Source organism: Tardiphaga sp. 215_C5_N2_1, from assembly GCF_052076055.1.
Lineage (GTDB): Bacteria > Pseudomonadota > Alphaproteobacteria > Rhizobiales > Xanthobacteraceae > Tardiphaga > Tardiphaga robiniae.
Window position 1 is genome coordinate 2217533 of the sequence record NZ_CP197240.1, and the last position, 19300, is coordinate 2236832.

Sequence of the window (19300 nt, forward strand, 5' to 3'; positions counted from 1 at the left end):
GGCGAGTTTTAGTTAAATGCGGATTAATTGGAGGTCCCCCACCGATACCTACCTAAAGGCCTGCCAATCATGGCCTTTTTGAGTAACCGACAGGACGAATTCGGGGAACCTGCGAGAGCTTTCTGAGGCTCTCGCAGGCCGGTCTCAGGCGCGCTGGGGTTTTGGGTCACGCCCGGCCCGAACTATTGGCGCGCTGTGATTAGGCCATTGGCCTAGTGCGAGGCTGGTGCGCGGGGAACCACATTTCCTTTTGCGGTATTTAGGTAATCACAACGATCAATTTGTACCGGCTAAGGCGTCAAATGATCACGACCTCAGTAGTTCAGCTTCGGATACCAGTCGGTGCCCCGCCCCTCCGGCGTGACATCCAGAACCGTCCAGAGCGGCATCAGATCCGGCGCCCCACGCGGGTCCTGGCCGGGATCGGCCGTAGACCCATCCATCTCGCCGCTCCAGAAATGGCGAATCTTGCCGCTGCGGCGGGTGAAGACGTTGAAGGCAGCGTCGTCGCCACCGTCCTTGGTCAGCCCATGATAGTCACGGCTGAACGCGCCGGAGGTGTCCGAGAACAAAGGCAGGTAATGCCAGCCACGCTGCTTCTTGAAAGCGACCAGCCGCTCGATCGGCGAGCGCGCCACAACGGCCAGCGCCACGCGCTGCGTAATGTCAGGCACCTCGCCGTCCCAGGCCGACAGCAGCGATGTGCACATCGGGCACGGCTTCTCGCGCTGCGGCCCGTACATGTAGGAGTAAACGACGAGCGTCTGCTTGTCGCCGAACAGCCCCGCGAAACTCACGGGGCCCTTCTCGCCGATGAAGCCGTAGTCCTTGGTCACCTCGCCGCCATCTGGCAGCGCACGACGCCGCTCCGCGACGCGTTCGATCTGACGCCGCAGTTCGATCTCCTCGACAAGCAACGCGTTACGCGCATCGCGGTATTCACGGCTCTCATTGGGATAGCGAAAACTGGCCTTCTTCGCGAGTTCGGGCGCAGGCGTCAGGCTGGAACCGGTCATGACATGATCCTCCCTTGGTGAATTTCAACGTGTTCCGTCTGAAAGACGTTCCGGGACCGGCCTATCCTACATGACGATCCACAAATTCATCATGCGCAGCTTCGTGAACGGCCAGAACACGCATGACGGTTATTGACGCGCCGAGCATGGACGCACATGAGTGCGCCATGCGCCTGTTTCATTTCAGCGAAGAGAACAACATCGAAGTCTTCATGCCGCGGCAGGCGGAGGTTGCGACGCCTCGCGCCCAGGGACAGGAGTGGCTCAACGGCCCCTTGGTCTGGGCGATCGATGACTGGCATGCGCCGATGTATCTGTTCCCGCGCGACTGCCCGCGCATTTTTGTCTGGCCGACAGCGACGACAACGCCGGAATACCTCACGGCCTACAAGAAGATGACCACCTGCCGCATGGTTGCGCATATCGAACTCAGCTGGCTGGACCGACTCTCCCACACCACCATCTATCGCTACGAGCTTTCGCCGGACGGGTTTGAATCGCTGGACGATGCGGGTATGTGGATTTCGCGCACGCCGTCCATGCCGCTGAACATGGAGCGGATCGACAACATCGAAAAGGCACTGGAAGTCGCCGGCGTCGAATTGCGCGTCCTGCCATCCCTGAAGACGCTGGCGCCCTTGTGGGAGACATCGCTGCATGTCAGCGGCATTCGCCTCCGCAATGCATGGGACGGACCGATCGAGCTGCCTTAAAACGACAAAGCATGCCCGGACGTTCAGGAGCCGTAGGATCGTAGCATCTTCGCGACATTCATCGCTCGTTGTCACGATATGTGAGGGGTATCGCTCCGGCGCGATGCGCCTACGTTCCACCCATCCTGTAATGACCCACGAGCTCAGGCCGCTGTATCCGCCTTCGTACGGCGATGACTGACCACGACGCGGTTGCGGCCCTCGCGCTTCGCCTCGTAAAGCGCGGCGTCGGCGGCCGCGAGCAGGTCATCGCCCTCGGCGACGTGCACCGGCATCACCGCCAGACCGATCGACAGCGTGACGCCGTCGAGCATGGCCGTTGGCAACGTCACCTGCATGCGATGCACGGCATCGAGCACCTGCTGCGCACGCTGCGCGGCAACCTCGACCGTGACGCCCGGCATCAGCATCAGGAACTCCTCGCCGCCGAAACGGCCAATGATATCCGAGGCGCGCGTCGTCTCGCGCAATATCCTGCCGAGGCCGCGCAGCACGGCATCGCCGGCCTCGTGGCCGTGACTGTCATTGATACCCTTGAAGTGATCGATGTCGAGCATCGCCAGCGCGAGCGGCTTGCCGTCCTGCTGGCTGCGCGTGGTCTCGCGCACAAGGGCATCTTCGAGGTAGCGGCGGTTGTGAAGATCCGTCAGCGGATCCCGCACCGCCTGTTGACGCAGCAACTCGCGGAGTTCGAGATTGGCCATCGCCAGCGACACCTGTTCGGCCAGCATCGTCGCCAATTGATCCGCCCCCTCACCGAACACAGAGGTATGCTCGCGGTACAGCAGACCAAGCAGGTTGTTCTGCGCGATCAGCGGCTGACAAATAAATCCCGTACCGGTGGCACCGCACGGACCGGCATGATTGCAGACCAGTCCCTGACTCGCCTCGGAAATCGGGAATGTCGTGCCACGACGCAGCGCCCAGCAGTCATCGACCGGAAACGACACCGCATCGGCCTGTAGTGCGCCCCAATGGGCGCCGCGCTGAACTGCGTTACGCGCTTTATTCAGATAGTACAGCGCGCCCGCCTCCTCCGTGAACAGGTAGCCTGCATAGGTCTGAACCGCCGCGAAAATCTCTTCGCGCGACTGACACGACTGCAGCACGCCCGAGAGTTCAGTGAGCAGGACGATTTCCTTGGCGCGGATTTCCGCCAGTTGCAGCGAGGTCGTCAGCCGTTCGTTGGCCTCCTCCATAGCGTGCGCATGCGCGCGCCGCTCCGCCTCGACAGCGAGTGCGTCGGTCTTGTCCTGGATCACCCAGAGGATATCGCCGGTCGCCAGCGGCTTGCCATAGGCATCGACCAGCAGCGTGGAACCGTCGCTGCGGCGCAGATGCAGTTCGACTTCCGTCGCCATGGCGCTGTCACGAATACGATCCAACGCGGCATCGAACGCCTCCCCGTCCTCCTTCGTCGCAACCAGCTCGTCGATCGTGTTGCCGAGAAGCGCAGCGGAGCTGCGACCGCAGAGTTCAGCGATCCGGCGATTGCCGCGCAGGATCCGGTGGCCGGCCGTAAACAGGATGCCTGCCAGCGGATTGTCGACCAGCGCGCGCTGCTCGGCATCGAGCGTGCTGAGATTGCCGGACAACCGGCGCGATCTCATCGTGATCACGGCGAGCAGCATCATCAGGAGGCTGATGGCGGTGCCGCTGGCGAGGACGACGTTCGGCACTGTATGGCTGACTTCGTAGATCGAGCCGGGATTGGTGGTGAACAGCACGCGCCAGACGCGCTCGCCGACAACCAGCGAACGATCCGCCGAGATCCCGGCCGACATCACCATTTGCGTCACGAGACCGAGATTGGGCTCAAGACTGTCATACATGAGGGTCGGAGTGACGGTCGCATCTTCCGGCTCGCCAATCATGACGCCTTCCTGCGTCGGCTTGGCATAACCGCGATCAACCACCTGGATATGCATCTGCTGCAGCGTGCGCGGATCGAGGATGCCGCGCATCAGGTCATTGGTGCGATAGACCGATGCAACAAAACCGTGGAGCGCTGCGTTTCGCTGCGAGACGGTCTGCGTGGGCTCGCCGGCCCGGTAGATCGGCGCACGGATAATGAAACCGAGGCCACCCGAGGTGTCCTGCACCAGTTTGACCGGCGGCGTCGCGACAATCCGGCCGGTCTCCGCGGAACGCCGCAGCGAGTCCAGTTGCGCAGGATTGGCACCGGCATCGAAGCCCAGCGCATTTTCGTTGCCACGCATCGGCTCGACGAATTCGACTACGTTGTAAATTGATCGTGGCCCCGGCGGACGCACGGCGAAATCCGGCTGTCCGGAATGCTCGATGCTCTTGTCGGCACGAACTTCCGCAATGAAGGCATCTAGATGATCCGGCGTCACATGACGCAGCGACTGCAAGGCCTGGAAGCCGGGATAGCGGCGGCCGAGATCGAGCACATCGATGTAGCGTCGGAACTGGGCGCGATCGACACGGCCGATCGAGGCGTACAACCCCTGCATGCTGACCAGTACTTCGGCGTGGGTGCGCAGCCGTTCGCTGATCGCATTGGAAATATCAACCGCGTCGACTGCGAAGCGACGCTGCATATCGGCCGCAATCAGACGCTCCGAGAATTCGCGAATGGCGAATGTCGCGGCGAGGCCGGCTCCGAGAATGGCTGCGGCAACGAAAGTCGTCCGCCGCGCCTGCGGCGCCAGCAAGTCACGCAATGCCATGTCGAGTTCCCTGAACTGACCCGGCCCCCGGCTTCGGATCACAGTACCTAGGTCGGGTGATACCGGCATCGGGATTTAGATTCTGTTGCGCTGCCCACCAGCGAACCACCTCAGGACCAGACACTTGACGACATCCTTAATCACGGATAATAATTATCCACGATAGAGGTGAAATACAGCCATGAAGATGAGCGACGGGGTTGAGCAGGCGATCCACAGCGTGGCGATGCTCGCAGGCCTGCAATCGAACGGCGTGTTGTCCGCCGGCGCCCTCGCCGAATTTCATGGCGTGTCCACCAGCTATCTCCTGAAACACCTGCAGGCGCTTTCGGGCGCCGGCTTGCTCATCGCACAGCCTGGCCCGACCGGCGGCTATCGCCTTGCCCGGACGCCAGACCAGATCACCCTGCTCGATGTCGTCCTTGCCGTTGAGGGCGATGCGCCCGCCTTCCGCTGCAGTGAAATCCGCCAGCGCGGCCCCAATCCCCTGCCCGGCAAACCGACGGCGCCCTGCGGCATCAATGCCGCGATGCTGCGAGCCGAGCGCGTCTATCGCGATGAGCTGGCCAAGGTGAGCATCGCCGATGTGCTCGGCGATCTCCGCGCCAAGGACACCGACGGCGCCATCGCCGCCCGCGGCTGCGCCTTTCTGGAACTCAACGAACGACGCCGTAACGCCAACTGAAACCTGAAACCGCACACCAAGGAGAAAGACCATGCAAGCCCGCCTCAACATCGCCAAGGCCGCCCCCGACGCCTACAAGGCCGTCGCTGCGCTCGATCAATATGTTGTCAAGGAAAGCGGCCTCGAGCCTGCGATCGTCCACCTCATCAAGCTTCGCTCGTCGATCATCAATGGCTGCGCCTTCTGCGTCGACATGCATGTGAAGGAATCTCGCCACGACGGTCTTAGCGAGCAGTGGATCAACATGATGTCGGTCTGGCACGAATCCACGGTCTATACGCCACGCGAGCGCGCTCTCCTCGGCTGGGTCGATGCCGTCACGCTGATCGCGCAGACTCGCGCGCCCGATGCCGATTATGAGGCGCTGCGCGCGCATTTCTCGGAAGAGGAATGCCTCAAGATCACGGTTGCGATCGGCGCCATCAATGTCTGGAACCGTCTTGCCGTCGGCTTCCGCATTCCGCATCCGATCGAGAAGCCGAAGGCTGCTGCCTGAACACAGGCTTCAGCAGATAATCGACAAGCAAAAGGCCGGGTTGAAACATCAACCCGGCCTTTCTTGGTTTCAGCTTGGCCCGACCGATGTGTCAGGCAATATGGCTAGTAGTCAGAAAAGCTTCGCGCCAGACGCATCGACGACGCGTCCCCAACGGGCGTAATCGTCCTTGATCGTCTTGGCGAAGGCCTGAGGCGTCGAGGTCGTGATGCTGAGGCCCTGCTTTTCGAGACGCTCGCGAACATCCGGCAGCGCGCCGATGCGCACCACTTCGGCGTTCAGGCGATCAACAATGGCATCGGGCGTCCCTGCAGGCACGACGAGGCCGAACCAGGAGTCGACGACAAAGTCAGCCACGCCTGCTTCCGCCGGCGTCGGCACATCGGGAAGCTGCGACGAGCGCTCGCGGCTGGTGATCACGAGACCCTTGACCTTGCCGTCGCGGATCTGCGGCGCCAGCACCGTCAGCGTGTCGAAAGACAGGTTCACCTGATTTCCGAGCAGCGCATTCACGGCGGGAGCGCTGCCCTTGAACGGCACATGCAGCAGATCCGTCTCGGTCAGGCTCTTGAACAGCTCGCCGCTCAGATGGCAGAGCGTGCCGGGTCCGCACGACGAGTAGGTGAATTTCCCCGGCTCGCGTTTCGCAGCAGCAACGAGCTCCTTCACTGATGACACCGGCGTATCGGGGCTAGCCGCGAGCACGTAAGGCACCGACGTCAGCATGGCCACCGGCGTGAAGCTCTTGAAGGGGTCGTAAGAGATGGTCTTGTTGATATGCGGCAGGATCGTGAGCTGTCCAGCAGGCGCCAGCGACAGCGTGTAGCCATCCGGATCGGCCTTGGCGACAGCATCGGCAGCAATAGCCGTACCGGCACCAGCCTTGTTCTCGACCACAATGGTTTGCTTCAGCGCCTCGCCGAGCTTGTCGGCATAGACCCGCGCCGTGATGTCCGCAGCGCCGCCCGGCGGGAACGGAACGATCAGCTTGATCGTCCGGCTCGGCCAGCTGTCAGCGAGCGCCCCCGTCGCGCCGGAAACCAGCAGCACTGCCGCGAAAGCACCTGAGAGGAAGCGAAAAGACATGACGGACCGCACGGTCGTATTCCTTATGATCGATAATGAGAGTGTTTTGCCCGTGGCTCCCGCGAGGTTTCGCGGAGGTTTCGCGGAGATTTCGCAATCATTTCAGCGATGTGGGAGCACGTTTGTTACCACTGAAAATGTCATCGAGACGGGTTTCCGACAAGGAAACGCCTTTGCAAATAAGATCCGGACGATGGTGGATTGCTATCGTCGGACGGGCGGATGCGAGAAGTTGCTTCTTTTGACGGAACTATTCGGCAGCGGAACCTTATGCTCTGATCGGACCGTCGGAGTCGGAGAGCGTCATGACCGAGCTGAACCAGTCGACCGAGAAGAGCCGCTACCTCAGCGCCCCGAAACGCCCTGACTTCACGCTGGACCAGGACTGGGGCTCCTACTCCGCCGCCGAGCACGATCGCTGGGACCGCCTGTTCGCCCGCGCGCAGACTGTCCTGAAAGGCCGAGCCTGCGATGAATTCCTCACCGCACTGAACACGCTACAGCTGTCCGAATCCGGCATTCCCGATCTGGAGAAACTGAGTGCCCGTCTGACGCCGCTCACCGGTTGGCAGGTCGTGCCGGTCGCCGAACTGGTGCCCGACGAGATCTTCTTCGATCATCTTGCCAATCGCCGCTTCCCGGCCGGCGCCTTCATCCGCCCCGAACACGAAATGGACTACCTGCAGGAGCCAGACATCTTCCATGACGTCTTCGGGCACGTTCCGCTATTGGCGAACCCGGTCTATGCCGACTTCATGGAGGCCTATGGAAAAGGCGGCCAGCGCGCGATGGCGCTCGGCCAGTTGAAAAACCTGGCACGATTATATTGGTACACGGTGGAGTTCGGACTGATGAACAGCGCGGACGGGTTGCGCATCTTCGGCGCCGGCATTCTGTCGTCAGCAACAGAGTCGGTCTTCGCGCTGGAAGATGGCTCGCCGAACCGGATCAGGTTCGACCTCGAGCGCGTGATGCGGACGAACTACATCATCGACGATTTCCAGCAGAGCTATTTCGTCATTGAGAGCTTTGAGAAACTGCTGCAGGACAGCTATCAGGATTTTGGCGCACTCTATACCCGCCTGGCCAAAGCAGACGACATCGCGGCCGACGAGGTGACCCCTGAGGATCACATCATCAGCCGCGGGACGCTGGACTATTTCAAGCGCAAGCGCGCGTCAGCCATTCATTGACTGGATGCGGAATTTAGCCGGCGACGCGCCGAAGCGACGACGGAAGCTGCGGTGGAAATAGGATAGTTCGTTGAAGCCGCAGGCGGCCGCGACTTCACTGATCTTCAGGCTGCACTGCCGATCGCCGGTCAGCATGCTGCGGGCCTTTTCAAGCCTCAGCTCCATGATGCGATCGGTGATGCTGAGGCCGGAACCCTGCAGCAAATCCTGAACGTAGCGGACAGACAGGCCGAGCTTCTCGGCGACCACCCGGGTCGAGAACTGCTGGTCGGCAAAGCTCTCATTGATCTGGTTGATCACGCTGGCGATCCGCGCTCCGCGCAGGCCGCCGACCTCGGTGAGGTTCACGGGGTCCGGCTTTTCGATGCTGTGCACCTTGGCACGGTCGGATCCAAAGTCGGAGTGGCTGCTGAATGCGAGATTTGTGTTTTCCATGTTCCCAATCACCGCCCATTTCAATGTGTGCGGAGATAGGTCGTCCGGACCCCTGACTTTGGTTCAACGCCGACGACGATAATTTATCGTCTTTCGAAACCATAGCGGCGCACTGCGCCCCGATGGTGACCCATAAGTCGTTGGCCGGTGGTCGTCGTGTGGTCCCAAGATCGCGTTCCCCAGTAGTACTTCCAGGTGAGACCAAGCGGCGACAGCCGCTCACAATGCGACGCCAAGAGCGCGATCCAGCACAAGTCACGCGCTTACGACCACGACGAGAGCGGTATTTTTATACATGGTCGCTGCCGAAATGACGCGCGAAGCAGCTCCGATTCCTCGAGGGCTGCCAGCGCACCTGCAAGGAAACGACATGAAACAGCTTCTCCTCGGCACCATCGGCATCCTCAGCCTCGGCAATGCCGCCATCGCCGCAGACGTGCCGGCCCGCGCCTATACCAAGGCCTCCGCCATCGATCCCGCCTATAACTGGACCGGCTTTTATGCCGGCGTTCATGCCGGTTACGGTCTCGGCGGGACCGAATGGCAGATCCTGAATATCCGGACCGACGGCGCGCTGGGCGGCATTCAGGCCGGCTACAATCAACAGATCGGCAATCTGCTGCTCGGCATCGAGGCCGACATCAGCTTTAGCGGCATCAAGGGCAATCGCACGGTGAGCATTCTGAACCAGGCCACCCTGTCCCAGACGTCGCAAATCAACTGGCTGTCGACCGTGACCGGACGCGTTGGCTTCGCCAATGGCCGCTGGCTCACTTACGCCAAGGGCGGCTTCGCCTGGGCCAATGAAGATCACGGCTACGACGTTCAGGTTTCGGTGCCGGGGCCGGACCGGCTTACACTGTCCGGCAGCGAGACACGGCGGGGTTGGATCGTCGGCGCCGGCATGGAATATGCGCTTGCCAACAACTGGTCGCTGCGCGGCGAGTATAATTTCGTCAACTTCCCCGACCACGACTTCGATTTCAGCGGCACGCGGGCCGCCACCGGGCCGATCGCCTCCACGGCTTCGACCAAGCAGACGCTGCATCTCATCAAGCTCGGCGCGAATTATCAGTTCGGCGCTCCCGATGCCGCCAAACCGATCCCGCCGCTGCAATACGCACAGTCAGGATTCAATTGGACCGGGCTATATCTCGGTGCGCAGGCAGGCTACGGATCGGGACACGGCGACTGGCGCGACTACACACCCGATGGGAAGTTCTCGATGACCGGAGGCTTTGGCGGCGGCCAGATCGGCGCCAATGTGCAGCTCGGCGTGATCGTCATGGGCGTCGAAGGCGAACTGGTCGGCGGCGATATCGGCGGCGGCACCCGCACCAACTTTGATAACAATCTCGAGATGCGCTCGCGCACCGAATGGCTCGCAATGGCCACCGCACGTATCGGCATGGTGACCAACGAGCGCTGGCTGACCTATCTCAAGGGCGGCGTCGCCCTCGCCGGGGATCATCACGCCATATCGCTGTCGTCGGGCCCGCAATACGCAAATCTCGACGGATCCCGCCTTCACACCGGTTACGTGGTCGGTGCCGGCGTGGAATACGGCTTCGCGCCAAACTGGTCCGTCAAGGCCGAGTACAACTACATCGGCTTCGGCCACGACAATGCGAGCCTCGAAGGCGTGATCAATGCCCCTCCGATGGTCGGCCCTTATTATCTGAATGCCGATATTGCCCAGACCATGCAGCTCGGCAAGATCGGCGTGAACTATCACTTTGCGCCATAAACGCGACAGCCGACCACCATCGCGCTATCAAGCGCATGGTGGTCGCGCCTCCTAGCGCGGTAACATCTCGGGTGGCGGCGAACGGTCCAGTACATCGCCTTTCGCGCCTTCCAGCAGATTCAGCTCGACATTCTCCACGACCAGCGGGCCGCGTTTGCGTTTGAGGTCAGCCACTTTCTCGATATTCGCAAAAGCCGCCCCCCATTCCGGATTGGCCGCAGCATTTTGCTCACCCACCAGCAAAAGCTTGCCGGATAGCTGCTCTGCACTCGGCTCCGGCATGTTCACCCAGCGAATCCGCTGGGTGCGCTGGAAGACACAGGTCCCCTTCGGCAGATAGAAGGTCAGCCATCCCGTGGTGCCGTAATCGGGCGCCACCACGCATGTGGCCCCGACACGGGCGCGAACCGCCTCGACGTCGGCCGCCAGTTCGACAAAACCCACGCCGATGCTGCGTACTGTCGCATCACGCTTGTAGCCAGACAGCAGACCCGTATTGGCCTGCACCACCAGTGCCGTGAACATGACGACGCCGGTCGGCCCCGCCCAGCGCAGGCAGAAATCCACCGTGCGCTGCTCGCGCGGCTTCCATTGCACGATGGTTGCCGCGACGGCAGCAATGATGGCCAGCGTCGGATAGACTGGCGCGAACCAGTTGGCTTCGACGCGGCTGTGCAGCGCATGCCAGCCGAAATACAGCACGATGACCCAGAACATCGCATTCAGCAGCACCCGCGCCGGCCACGCTCCGGGCCTGCGGACCGCCAAGGCATAGAGACCCATCACGCCGAGAATGAACACCAGCGGTGTCGCGAAGGCGAATTGGGTCGGGATCAACTCGGCGATGAAGGCTGGATTGAAGTGATCAATCCGGGCGCGTCCGAGCTGCTTGATGAAAGACACCCAGCCATGTTCGGCATTCCAGAACAGCACCGGCGAGAACACCGCGAGCGCTACCAGACCGCCGAGATAGGGCCATGGCGAGATCAGCCAGCGCCGCATCTTCGGTACGGCAATGAGCCAGATCAGGATCGCCGGCCCGAAAAACAGTGCGGTATATTTCGATAGCAGCGCTACGCCGACGGCCACGCCCACCGCGAGCCACCACGCGCCCTGCCCGGTGGCCAGCACCTGGGCCAGCGCCAACAACACGAAACTTGAGGCGACGAGCACCGGCGCGTCCGGCGTGACGATCATTAACCCGACCGACGTGATCATCGTCGCATTGAGCAGGATCACCGCCGTTGACGCGATCCGCTGACCGCCGAACAGTAATTCGGCCGTGCGATACACCGCCCAGCTCATCGGCAACGCCAGCAGGACCGAGACGACGCGTACACCGAATTCGGTATCGCCGGCAATCATGGTGCCGAGCCGGATCACCACCGCGACCATCGGCGGGTGATCGTAGTAACCGCCGGCCAGATGCTTCGACCACATCCAGTAATAGGCTTCATCGAAGGTCAGCGGCGTCCATGCGGCCGCCGCGAGCCGCAGCAGCACCAGACCGACGACCACGGCCGCGGTGCCGCGAACCAGCCGCAGTTCCTGCGCGGTCATCCAGCGATCACCGTTTCCGCCACACGAACAGGCCCGACATCGCGTAGTTCCAGACCACGCCCATCAGCGCGCCGGAAGCACCCGCCAGCCACCAGATCGGCTCCTGGTCGAAGACCGACCAAGCCACGCCGACATTGGCGAGCAGACCCACGCTGCAGACCACGTAGAAGATCGCCAGACCACGCAGGATACCGAAACCTTTCAAACGCTGGTCGCGATAGGTCAGGAAATTGTTGAGCAGGAAGTTGCCGGTCATCGCGCAAAACGCCGCAATGGCCTGCGCCTCTGCGAATGGCGGATCGAAAACTTCCAGCGTGACGAACAACACGGCGAAATGCACGAACAGGCCGATCGAGCCGACCATAGCAAACAGTAGGAAGCGCAGCGACACGGTATCGTTGGTCAGCTTCGCCAGCACCAGGCCCAGGAAGTCGAGCGCCACCATGGAATCGAGCTTGCTTTCACCATGCAGCCGCGAGCCGAATGTGTAGGGTACCTCGATAACGCGCAGATCGCCTTCTGCCGTCGCGACGACATCGAGCAAAATTTTGAAGCCCTGCGTTGAGAGTTTCGGCGCCAATTGTTCGAAGCGATCGCGGCGGATCATGAAGAAGCCGCTCATCGGATCGGCGATCTCGACCTTCAGCACCCGCTGCGCGACCGCGGTCGCGAACTTGCTGGCGCCAAGGCGCTGCTGGTTGAAACTGTCGGCACTGCCGCCCTCGATATAGCGGCTGCCGATCACCAGTTCGGCAGCGCCACTTTCGATCAGACCGAGCATCTTGCCGAGCTGAGTCTCATCGTGTTGCAAGTCGCCGTCGATCACCGCCGCGCAGGGCGCGCTGGAGGCCAGCATACCTTCGATACAGGCGCCTGACAGGCCGCGCCGGCCGATGCGGCGGATGCAGCGGACACGCGAGTCACCCCGCGCCAGCTCACGTACCGCGTCGGCGGTGCCGTCCGGCGAATTGTCGTCGACGAAAATGACTTCCCAGGAAATGCCGACCAGCGCCGCGTCCAGCCGCTGCACCAGGGTGGCGACATTGCCGCGTTCGTTGAAAGTGGGGACGACGACGGACAGCTGCAGCGGAGCGCCCGCCTGCAATATCTGTCCGGGCCCCGGTCTGATGGCTTCGTTCATGGCGCCAGCATATATCTGCCGCGCTGGACCATGCCAAGGCGGACAGGGAACGGCGAGCCCTTAACTGGTGCCGGAACAAGCCATCAGAGGGGGAATGGCCAAAAGTGGCCCAAAAATGCCAACGACCCCGAACAACAGGCGCACGTACATCCGGCGCACCGAGCTATTCAAGGTCGTTCCAGCGCCGGAGCTATGAAGCATCATCGTCGCCGTTGGAAACAAAATAGGGACGCTGGAGAGATTCCGCAAGGGGTGTCCCGGGACTGCGTTCAACGCCACATTCCGGCCGTAAACACCGCACCCTGGCACCATTCTGTTGCTGGCGAGCTATAGCCAGTCCTCCGGGTGCCCGCTACCTTGCCCCAGTCAACAGCGGCGCGTTCGCGCGGTTTTCTCGAGGCGGAAGCCCCGCCTGAACCGCGACCACAATCGTCTCCGCGTGATAATCGGAGATGCCATGCGACGTTCGCTCGGACCATGCCTATTCGCTGCATCGCTGACGCTGGCATCCTTCGGCGCCAGCCATGTCACCGCGCAGACGATTGATACCGTCACGACGACGCTGCTGTCCGATTCGCGCGTCATGGCCGCGCTCGATGCCATCAAGGCCGACGATACTCGCGCCCTGAAAGAGCAGATCCGGATCACCGAAATTCCCGCGCCTCCGTTCAAGGAGAACGTGCGCGGCAACTACATTCTGTCACGGTTTCAGGAACTGGGCTTCAAGGACGCCGTGATCGACGCCGAGGGCAATGTGATCGCCCGGCGCAAGGGAACCACCGGAACGCCGAAGCTGGTCATCTCCGCACATCAGGACACTGTCTTTCCCGAGGGGACCGACGTCACGGTGAAGGAAAAGGACGGCGTCTATTTGGCGCCGGGGATCGGTGACGATGCCCGTGGGCTCGCGGCCCTGTTGTCTTTAATGCAGACCCTCAACACCCAGCAGATCGCGACGGTCGGGGACGTCATGTTCGTCGCCAGCGTCGGCGAAGAAGAGCTGGGCAATCTGCGCGGCGTCAAAGCCCTGTTTCGCGACAACAAGGACATCGACGGCTTCATCTCGATCGACGGCCTCGGTGTCACGCGCATCGTCAATCAGGGAACCGGAAGCCACCGCTACGAGATGATCTTCAAAGGTCCGGGCGGTCACAGTTTTCAGGAATTCGGCCTGCCGAGCGCGACCCATGCGCTGGGTCGCGCGGTCGCGAAAATCTCGGAGCTGCAGACACCCGCGGATCCAAAAACCACCTTCACGGTCGGAACGGTAAGTGGCGGCACATCCGTCAACGCCATCGCAGCGGAAGCCCGCATGACGATCGATATGCGATCAAATTCGACCGAAGAGCTGTTGAAACTCGAAGCAAGGCTTCTCGATCAGGTGAAGGACGCAGTCGGTGAAGAAAACAAACGCTGGGGATCGGACAAGATCACTGTCGAGATCAAACTGATTGGCGACCGCCCGGCGGGCGTTGTCGCAGAAGACTCTCCCCTCGTGCAGGCGACCGCGCGTGCCGTGACCGCGCTGACCCGTGCGCCCCATGTCACCTTTGCCGGCTCCAGCACGGACTCCAATCTCGCGATGTCGCTCGGCATCCCCGCGGTGACCATCGGCGGCGGCGGCCAGGGCGGCAACTGGCATTCGCGCAATGAATGGTACAAGCCCGTCGACGCTTATATCGGGCCGCAAAATGCACTGCTGACGATGCTGGTGCTGACCGGCGTGGAGGGCGTAACCAAGCCGGTGCTGCTGGCGCGGCACTGAGTAAAACGACGAATACTAAAAGGATCGGCCTCACAATGGTTGCGAAATCCGGACAAATCCGTATCGGCATCGGCGGTTGGACTTTCGCGCCGTGGCGCGGGGTGTTCTATCCGGAGAAACTCACGCAAGCGAAGGAGCTCAGCTATGCCGCGTCCAAGCTGACCTCGATCGAGATCAACGGGACCTTCTACGGCTCGCAGAAGCCGGAGAGCTTTCGCAAATGGGCGCGCGAAGTGCCGGAAGATTTCGTATTCTCGCTCAAGGGCCCCCGCTTCGCAACCAATCGCCGGGTGCTCGCCGAAGCCGGCGAAAGCGTGAACCGTTTCTACGATTCCGGCGTGCTCGAACTCGGTGACAAGCTCGGACCCGTTCTGTGGCAATTCGCGCCGACCAAGAAATTCGACGAAGCCGATTTCGGGAAGTTTCTCGAATTGCTGCCGACCGAGCTCGGTGGGCGCAAGCTGCGCCATGTGGTCGAGGTCCGCCACGACAGCTTCTGCGTGCCGGCCTTCATTGCGCTGCTACGACAGTTCAAGATCCCCGTGGTTTTCTCCGAACACGCCACCTACCCGGCCATCGCCGACGTCACCGGCGATTTCGTCTATCTGCGTTTGCAGAAGGGCGAGGACAGCATCAAGACCGCTTATCCGCCAAAGGCACTGGATGCCTGGGCCAAACGCTTCGAGACCTGGGCCAGCGGCGGCGAGCCGACCGACCTGCCGCGCGTCGATGACGCCAAGATCAAGAAACAGCCACGCGACGTGTTTGCCTATGTCATCCACGAGGCCAAGGTACGCGCACCACACGGTGCCATGGCGTTGATCGAGCGGGTGACGTAGCACCCACGCGCGTTGCTCAATCGAGCTTGATGCCGGCCTCGCGGATCAGTTTTGTCCAGGTGGCGTGTTCTGATGCGATGAAGCCGTCGAGCTTATCGTCGGGCATATCCCAGGGCTCACCGCCGCTCTTCTCGAAGCGCTCCTTCAGATCGGGCAACACCGCTCGAATATCCTGACGGAGTTTTGCGATCACCGCCGGCGGCGTCTTCGCCGGCACGAAGATGCCAAGCCATGAATCGACATCGAGGCCGGGCACGCCCGCTTCCGCCATGGTCGGAACGTCAGGCGCCAGCGGGCTCCGCTTCGACGACAGCACCGCGATACCCCGCACCTGCCCCGTCTGCACATAAGGCAGCCCGGCGGCGATCGAGTCGAAGAACAGGTCGATGCGGCCTGCCAGCACATCGGCGAAGGCCGGTGGAGATCCCCGGTAAGGCACTTCCTGCAGCTTGACGCCGGCGGACCTCATAAAGGCTGCGGCCACCAGTTGCTGTCCGGTCCCGACGCCGGCGGTCGCCACGGTGATCGACCCCGGCTTGTCCAGTGCTGCGGCAACGATTTCCTTTGGGGTCTGCTGCGGCAGATCCTTACGGCCGACCATCACGTAGCCGAACTTGTAGACCAGCGCGACCGGCACGAAATCCTTCAGCGGGTCATAGGCGAGCTTGGCGTAGAGCGCGGAGTTGAAGGCCATGTTGGAAAGGCCGCCGACCATCAGCGTATAGCCGTCGGCCTCGCTCTGGGCCGCAGCCTGCGTGCCTACGACGGTGCCCGCTCCTGGCTTGTTCTCGACAAAGAACGCCTGCCCCGTTCGCTTCGCCAGCGCATCGGCGAGATGCCGCCCGACCAGATCGTAGCTGCCGCCGGGCGCGATCGGCACGATAATTCTGACCGGACGATCCGGATATGCGCCTTGCGCCAGAGATGTGGACTGAAACGACACAAGCGCGAGCGCGATTGCGCCTAACGCACCAACCATGCGAGCCATCATTCCCCCGGTGATATCGGCCATTGAACTGGCGGAGTTTGTTGAGTTGACTATGTGCCATGTTGCAAATGGGAGCAACGCCTCGCGGCTGGCCGCGACATTGTGCCAATCATCTGTCGATCACGGGGTGCTCACATGGCCCGCAAGATACCTCGCCTCTTCACCGTCGGTTACGAGCAGACGCCAGCGAAAGCCGTGCTCGATGAACTGCAAAATGCCGGCGTCAAGCTGCTGGTCGATGTGCGTGCCGTCGCCGCATCGCGGCGACCGGGCTTCTCCAAGAATCAGCTCGCTGCCGGCCTCGACGAGCGCGGCATCGGCTACATCCATCTGCGCGGACTGGGCACGCCCAAGGACGGCCGCGAAGCCGCACGTAGCGGCAAGCTCGCAGCGCTCGAGAAGATCTATATGGCTCATCTCAAGACACCGCAGGCACGCGAGGCGATGGATGAGCTGGCGGCGCTGGTGACGAAGTCCGGACCGGTCTGCATCCTCTGCTACGAGCGCGACCACGAACACTGTCATCGGCGCTGGATCGCCGAGATCATCGAGGAGCGCGAAGGTGCCAAGGTTCAGAACCTGCTGCCTTCGCAGCTTTGAAGCCGCGCGACGATCTCACAGCAGTTTTTTTTTCAGATTATTACTTATCCACACTGGACGGCGGCTTATCCCCAATATAATCTACCTTGAATTGTATTATTTTGTTGTGTTTCTGTTGCGTTGGGTGGGGGCTCGATGCGTTGGGGACTGGCGTTACGCGCTTTATGCGTTGCGGCGGCCGCATATTCCTGCGGCATGGCCTCGGCTCAGGATATCGGTGAGATCGACGCCACGATCGAACCGGCATCCGGCTCATCGAGCTTCTGGTCGCCCCTGTTCGACATGCGTATCAAAAAACGGCGTGCCTTCGATTTTCTCTCCGGCGGCATGCCGGACCGTCTGATGTATTTCGGCGGTGTCGATGCGTCGCATTGGAGCCTCGGCGCCTATGGCGGCCTGCAATGGGCCCCCGCCGGCCTGAACAAGGACGGTTTCATTCTGCGTTTCTTTCTGTCGGAAAACCTCGAACGCTACACGACAGGCACGCGCTCCGACTACACCCAGATCAGCCGCGCGGCGATCCTGCCGGGCTACCTCATCCGAACCGGCAATCTGGAAGTTCAGCTCTTGGCTGGTCTCGATATGGAAGCCGACTATTTCTACCACGATCAGCGCCGCTCTCGGCTTCGCGCGATGCTCGGCGCGCGGGGCACGATGGACGTCTGGTGGGAGCCGACACGCGAGCTGATGCTGCAATATGCCATCTCAGGCACGACCATCGATACTGGCTATACCACGCGCATTGCAGCCGGCTGGCGCCTGTTCGATTTGTTCTGGATCGGCCCGGAGGCAGCACTGTCGAACGACTATTTCAGCCAGCAGACCCGGATCGGCGGCCATCTGACTGGCTTGCGCACCGGCCCCTACGAATGGTCATTCGCCGCGGGACATGTGCGAGACAATTTCGAGCGCCAGGGGGTCTATGCACGCTTCGGCATGGTCATGCGACCGCCCCGCGCGCCATTCTTCGAGAACTGAGGCAGCACTCAGCCCAAGCGCCAGATAGCCTGCGGCAGGTCATAGCCGCGGATCGGCACATCACCGAGCAGCTCAGCATCGCTGCAAGTGTCGCCCAAGGCATCACGTATGGAGGCAGAGATCAGCAGTTGCGAGCCGAACTGTTTGTTGAGCGCCTCAAGCCGAGCCGCGAAGTTCACGGTATCGCCGATGACGGTGTATTCCTTGCGGCGCGGGGAGCCAACGTTGCCGGCAATCACGGCCCCAATATGAAGCCCGATGCCGATGCGCAGGGGCCATTCACTGTCCCGATTGCTTTTCTCGACAGCTATGAGCATCTCGCGTGCCGCTTGTACGGCGCAATGCGCCGCATTCGGATCCTCAATGGGCGCTCCGAACAGCGCGAGAAATCCGTCCCCGAGAAACTTGTTTACGATCCCCGAATGGCGATCCAGCACGTCGACCAATAGAGCAAAGGTCTCGTCGAGCCGATCCACCACCTGGCGGGGCGAATGCACACGGGTCGCTGCGGTGAAGTTACGGATATCGACGAACATCACCGCGACGTGACGCATCTCGGTCGTGGAGCTCGTTCCCGACGCCAACAACCGTTCCACAACCTGCGGCGAGACATGCTGACCGAACAGATTGGTGACACGATCGCGCGCCGAAGTTGCCGCGATGCTCGCCTCGAACTGGCGACGGAGTTGCAAGCCAACGGCGCCTGCAAGAATACCGCAGAGCAGGACCATGGCGCTGCGGATAAGCTGAAACGCAAAATCCGGTGCCGGTTCCGAGGCGAATTGCACCGGATGATACAGCATGGCCAGCGCAAGCATCTGGGCGGCCGCGACAAAGCCGGTAAACGTCGACAGCCAGAAATCGAGCCGAAGCGTGGATAGAATGATGAAGATGAAATAGGACAAAGGCGCCGCAAATGCCAACGCCGCCGCCGGCCCCATCCAGCCCATATGGAGATGCAGTGCAGCCGTTGGAATGCTGGTCTCGATGAGTGCGCTCAGATAGCGTCGCCCCTGCGCAATATCCTGCCCTGCGGCGATGCGCTGATTGATCTTGTAAAGAACGAAGAATTCGAACAGCAGCAGCGGGCCCGTGATCATAAAAGACGATGCGAGATCGAACTGGCCATTGGATATGCGCGCGAAGCTCGACGGCGCCAGCAGATAGGCAATGGACAGCGACAGCGTCACGATCACCACGGTGCCAATGACCGTCTTGACCCGCAACCGTTCGGTCAACAGCATCTCGCGGCTCAGCGCCTTGCGAAATTCGCGAACGGACGGATCGGCGTCGGCGGCAGACTTCAGAAGTGTCCGGAAAAATTGAATCATTGCAGCAGTCTAGCTGCCGCAGGCGCATTGAACG

17 protein-coding genes are annotated in these 19300 nt (G+C 61.6%); 9 read left to right on the forward strand and 8 right to left on the reverse strand.

Translation table 11 applies throughout. The features are described 5' to 3' along the window. Window positions 1–314: 314 nt before the first annotated feature. On the reverse strand, window positions 315–1016 hold the full coding sequence (locus tag AB7828_RS10730; protein ID WP_441230122.1) for a DUF899 family protein: 702 nt from the start codon (window positions 1014–1016) through the stop codon (window positions 315–317). Between the two features lie 167 nt (window positions 1017–1183). On the opposite strand from AB7828_RS10730, the gene AB7828_RS10735 reads away from it, so the two are divergent. Next, entirely contained in the window at window positions 1184–1729 is a 546-nt protein-coding gene (locus AB7828_RS10735; RefSeq protein ID WP_441232222.1) for a DUF6886 family protein, read from the forward strand. A 143-nt stretch (window positions 1730–1872) separates the two neighbouring features. On the opposite strand, the gene AB7828_RS10740 is transcribed toward AB7828_RS10735, so the two are convergent. Continuing rightward, a complete protein-coding gene (locus AB7828_RS10740) occupies window positions 1873–4422 on the reverse strand; it encodes a diguanylate cyclase (protein ID WP_441230123.1) in 2550 nt (849 codons plus the stop codon). Window positions 4423–4603: 181 nt separating this feature from the next. Here AB7828_RS10740 and AB7828_RS10745 point away from each other — a divergent pair, with 181 nt between their 5' ends. Further along, complete coding sequence (locus tag AB7828_RS10745) at window positions 4604–5107, forward strand: RrF2 family transcriptional regulator (RefSeq protein WP_089264972.1); 504 nt, start codon at window positions 4604–4606, stop codon at window positions 5105–5107. 31 nt (window positions 5108–5138) lie between these two features. Further along, window positions 5139–5603, forward strand: coding sequence for a carboxymuconolactone decarboxylase family protein (locus AB7828_RS10750; RefSeq protein ID WP_441230124.1), 465 nt, complete (start codon window positions 5139–5141; stop codon window positions 5601–5603). Window positions 5604–5714: 111 nt separating this feature from the next. Here the strand turns inward: AB7828_RS10750 and AB7828_RS10755 are convergent, their stop codons facing one another. After that, on the reverse strand, window positions 5715–6689 hold the full coding sequence (locus AB7828_RS10755) for a Bug family tripartite tricarboxylate transporter substrate binding protein (protein ID WP_175365805.1): 975 nt from the start codon (window positions 6687–6689) through the stop codon (window positions 5715–5717). A gap of 305 nt (window positions 6690–6994) precedes the next feature. Here AB7828_RS10755 and phhA point away from each other — a divergent pair, with 305 nt between their 5' ends. Further along, window positions 6995–7882: a phenylalanine 4-monooxygenase gene (gene phhA / locus AB7828_RS10760; protein WP_175365806.1), complete on the forward strand. Its 888-nt coding sequence runs from the start codon at window positions 6995–6997 to the stop codon at window positions 7880–7882. Here phhA and AB7828_RS10765 read toward each other — a convergent pair. Beyond that, the gene (locus AB7828_RS10765; protein WP_068736063.1) at window positions 7868–8317 is read right to left on the reverse strand and encodes a helix-turn-helix transcriptional regulator; all 450 of its coding nucleotides are present in this window, start codon (window positions 8315–8317) and stop codon (window positions 7868–7870) included. The two genes, phhA and AB7828_RS10765, sit on opposite strands and share 15 nt — an antisense overlap. 370 nt (window positions 8318–8687) lie before the next feature. Here AB7828_RS10765 and AB7828_RS10770 point away from each other — a divergent pair, with 370 nt between their 5' ends. Next, window positions 8688–10064 carry an outer membrane protein gene (locus AB7828_RS10770; protein WP_441230125.1) on the forward strand — a complete coding sequence of 459 codons (1377 nt, stop codon included), beginning with the start codon at window positions 8688–8690 and terminating at the stop codon, window positions 10062–10064. 51 nt (window positions 10065–10115) lie between these two features. Here AB7828_RS10770 and AB7828_RS10775 read toward each other — a convergent pair whose 3' ends face one another. Beyond that, window positions 10116–11624, reverse strand: coding sequence for a glycosyltransferase family 39 protein (locus AB7828_RS10775; RefSeq protein ID WP_441230126.1), 1509 nt, complete (start codon window positions 11622–11624; stop codon window positions 10116–10118). A 7-nt stretch (window positions 11625–11631) separates the two neighbouring features. Beyond that, window positions 11632–12765 (reverse strand): glycosyltransferase, encoded by a 1134-nt coding sequence (locus tag AB7828_RS10780; RefSeq protein WP_089264978.1) that lies wholly within the window; start codon window positions 12763–12765, stop codon window positions 11632–11634. A 457-nt stretch (window positions 12766–13222) separates the two neighbouring features. Between AB7828_RS10780 and AB7828_RS10785 the strand changes: the two genes are divergently transcribed. Both AB7828_RS10785 and AB7828_RS10790 read left to right on the forward strand, forming a co-directional pair. Continuing rightward, on the forward strand, window positions 13223–14530 hold the full coding sequence (locus AB7828_RS10785) for a M20/M25/M40 family metallo-hydrolase (RefSeq protein WP_441230127.1): 1308 nt from the start codon (window positions 13223–13225) through the stop codon (window positions 14528–14530). 35 nt (window positions 14531–14565) lie between these two features. Beyond that, on the forward strand, window positions 14566–15369 hold the full coding sequence (locus AB7828_RS10790) for a DUF72 domain-containing protein (RefSeq protein ID WP_184518293.1): 804 nt from the start codon (window positions 14566–14568) through the stop codon (window positions 15367–15369). Window positions 15370–15385: 16 nt separating this feature from the next. Here the strand turns inward: AB7828_RS10790 and AB7828_RS10795 are convergent, their stop codons facing one another. After that, window positions 15386–16348 (reverse strand): Bug family tripartite tricarboxylate transporter substrate binding protein, encoded by a 963-nt coding sequence (locus AB7828_RS10795; RefSeq protein WP_441230128.1) that lies wholly within the window; start codon window positions 16346–16348, stop codon window positions 15386–15388. A 144-nt stretch (window positions 16349–16492) separates the two neighbouring features. Here AB7828_RS10795 and AB7828_RS10800 point away from each other — a divergent pair, with 144 nt between their 5' ends. Beyond that, window positions 16493–16957: a DUF488 domain-containing protein gene (locus AB7828_RS10800; protein ID WP_439064349.1), complete on the forward strand. Its 465-nt coding sequence runs from the start codon at window positions 16493–16495 to the stop codon at window positions 16955–16957. 195 nt (window positions 16958–17152) lie between these two features. Further along, window positions 17153–17935, forward strand: coding sequence for a cellulose biosynthesis protein BcsS (gene bcsS, locus AB7828_RS10805; RefSeq protein WP_441230129.1), 783 nt, complete (start codon window positions 17153–17155; stop codon window positions 17933–17935). Window positions 17936–17943: 8 nt separating this feature from the next. Here bcsS and AB7828_RS10810 read toward each other — a convergent pair whose 3' ends face one another. After that, complete coding sequence (locus AB7828_RS10810) at window positions 17944–19266, reverse strand: adenylate/guanylate cyclase domain-containing protein (RefSeq protein WP_441230130.1); 1323 nt, start codon at window positions 19264–19266, stop codon at window positions 17944–17946. Between the last annotated feature and the right edge of the window lie 34 nt (window positions 19267–19300).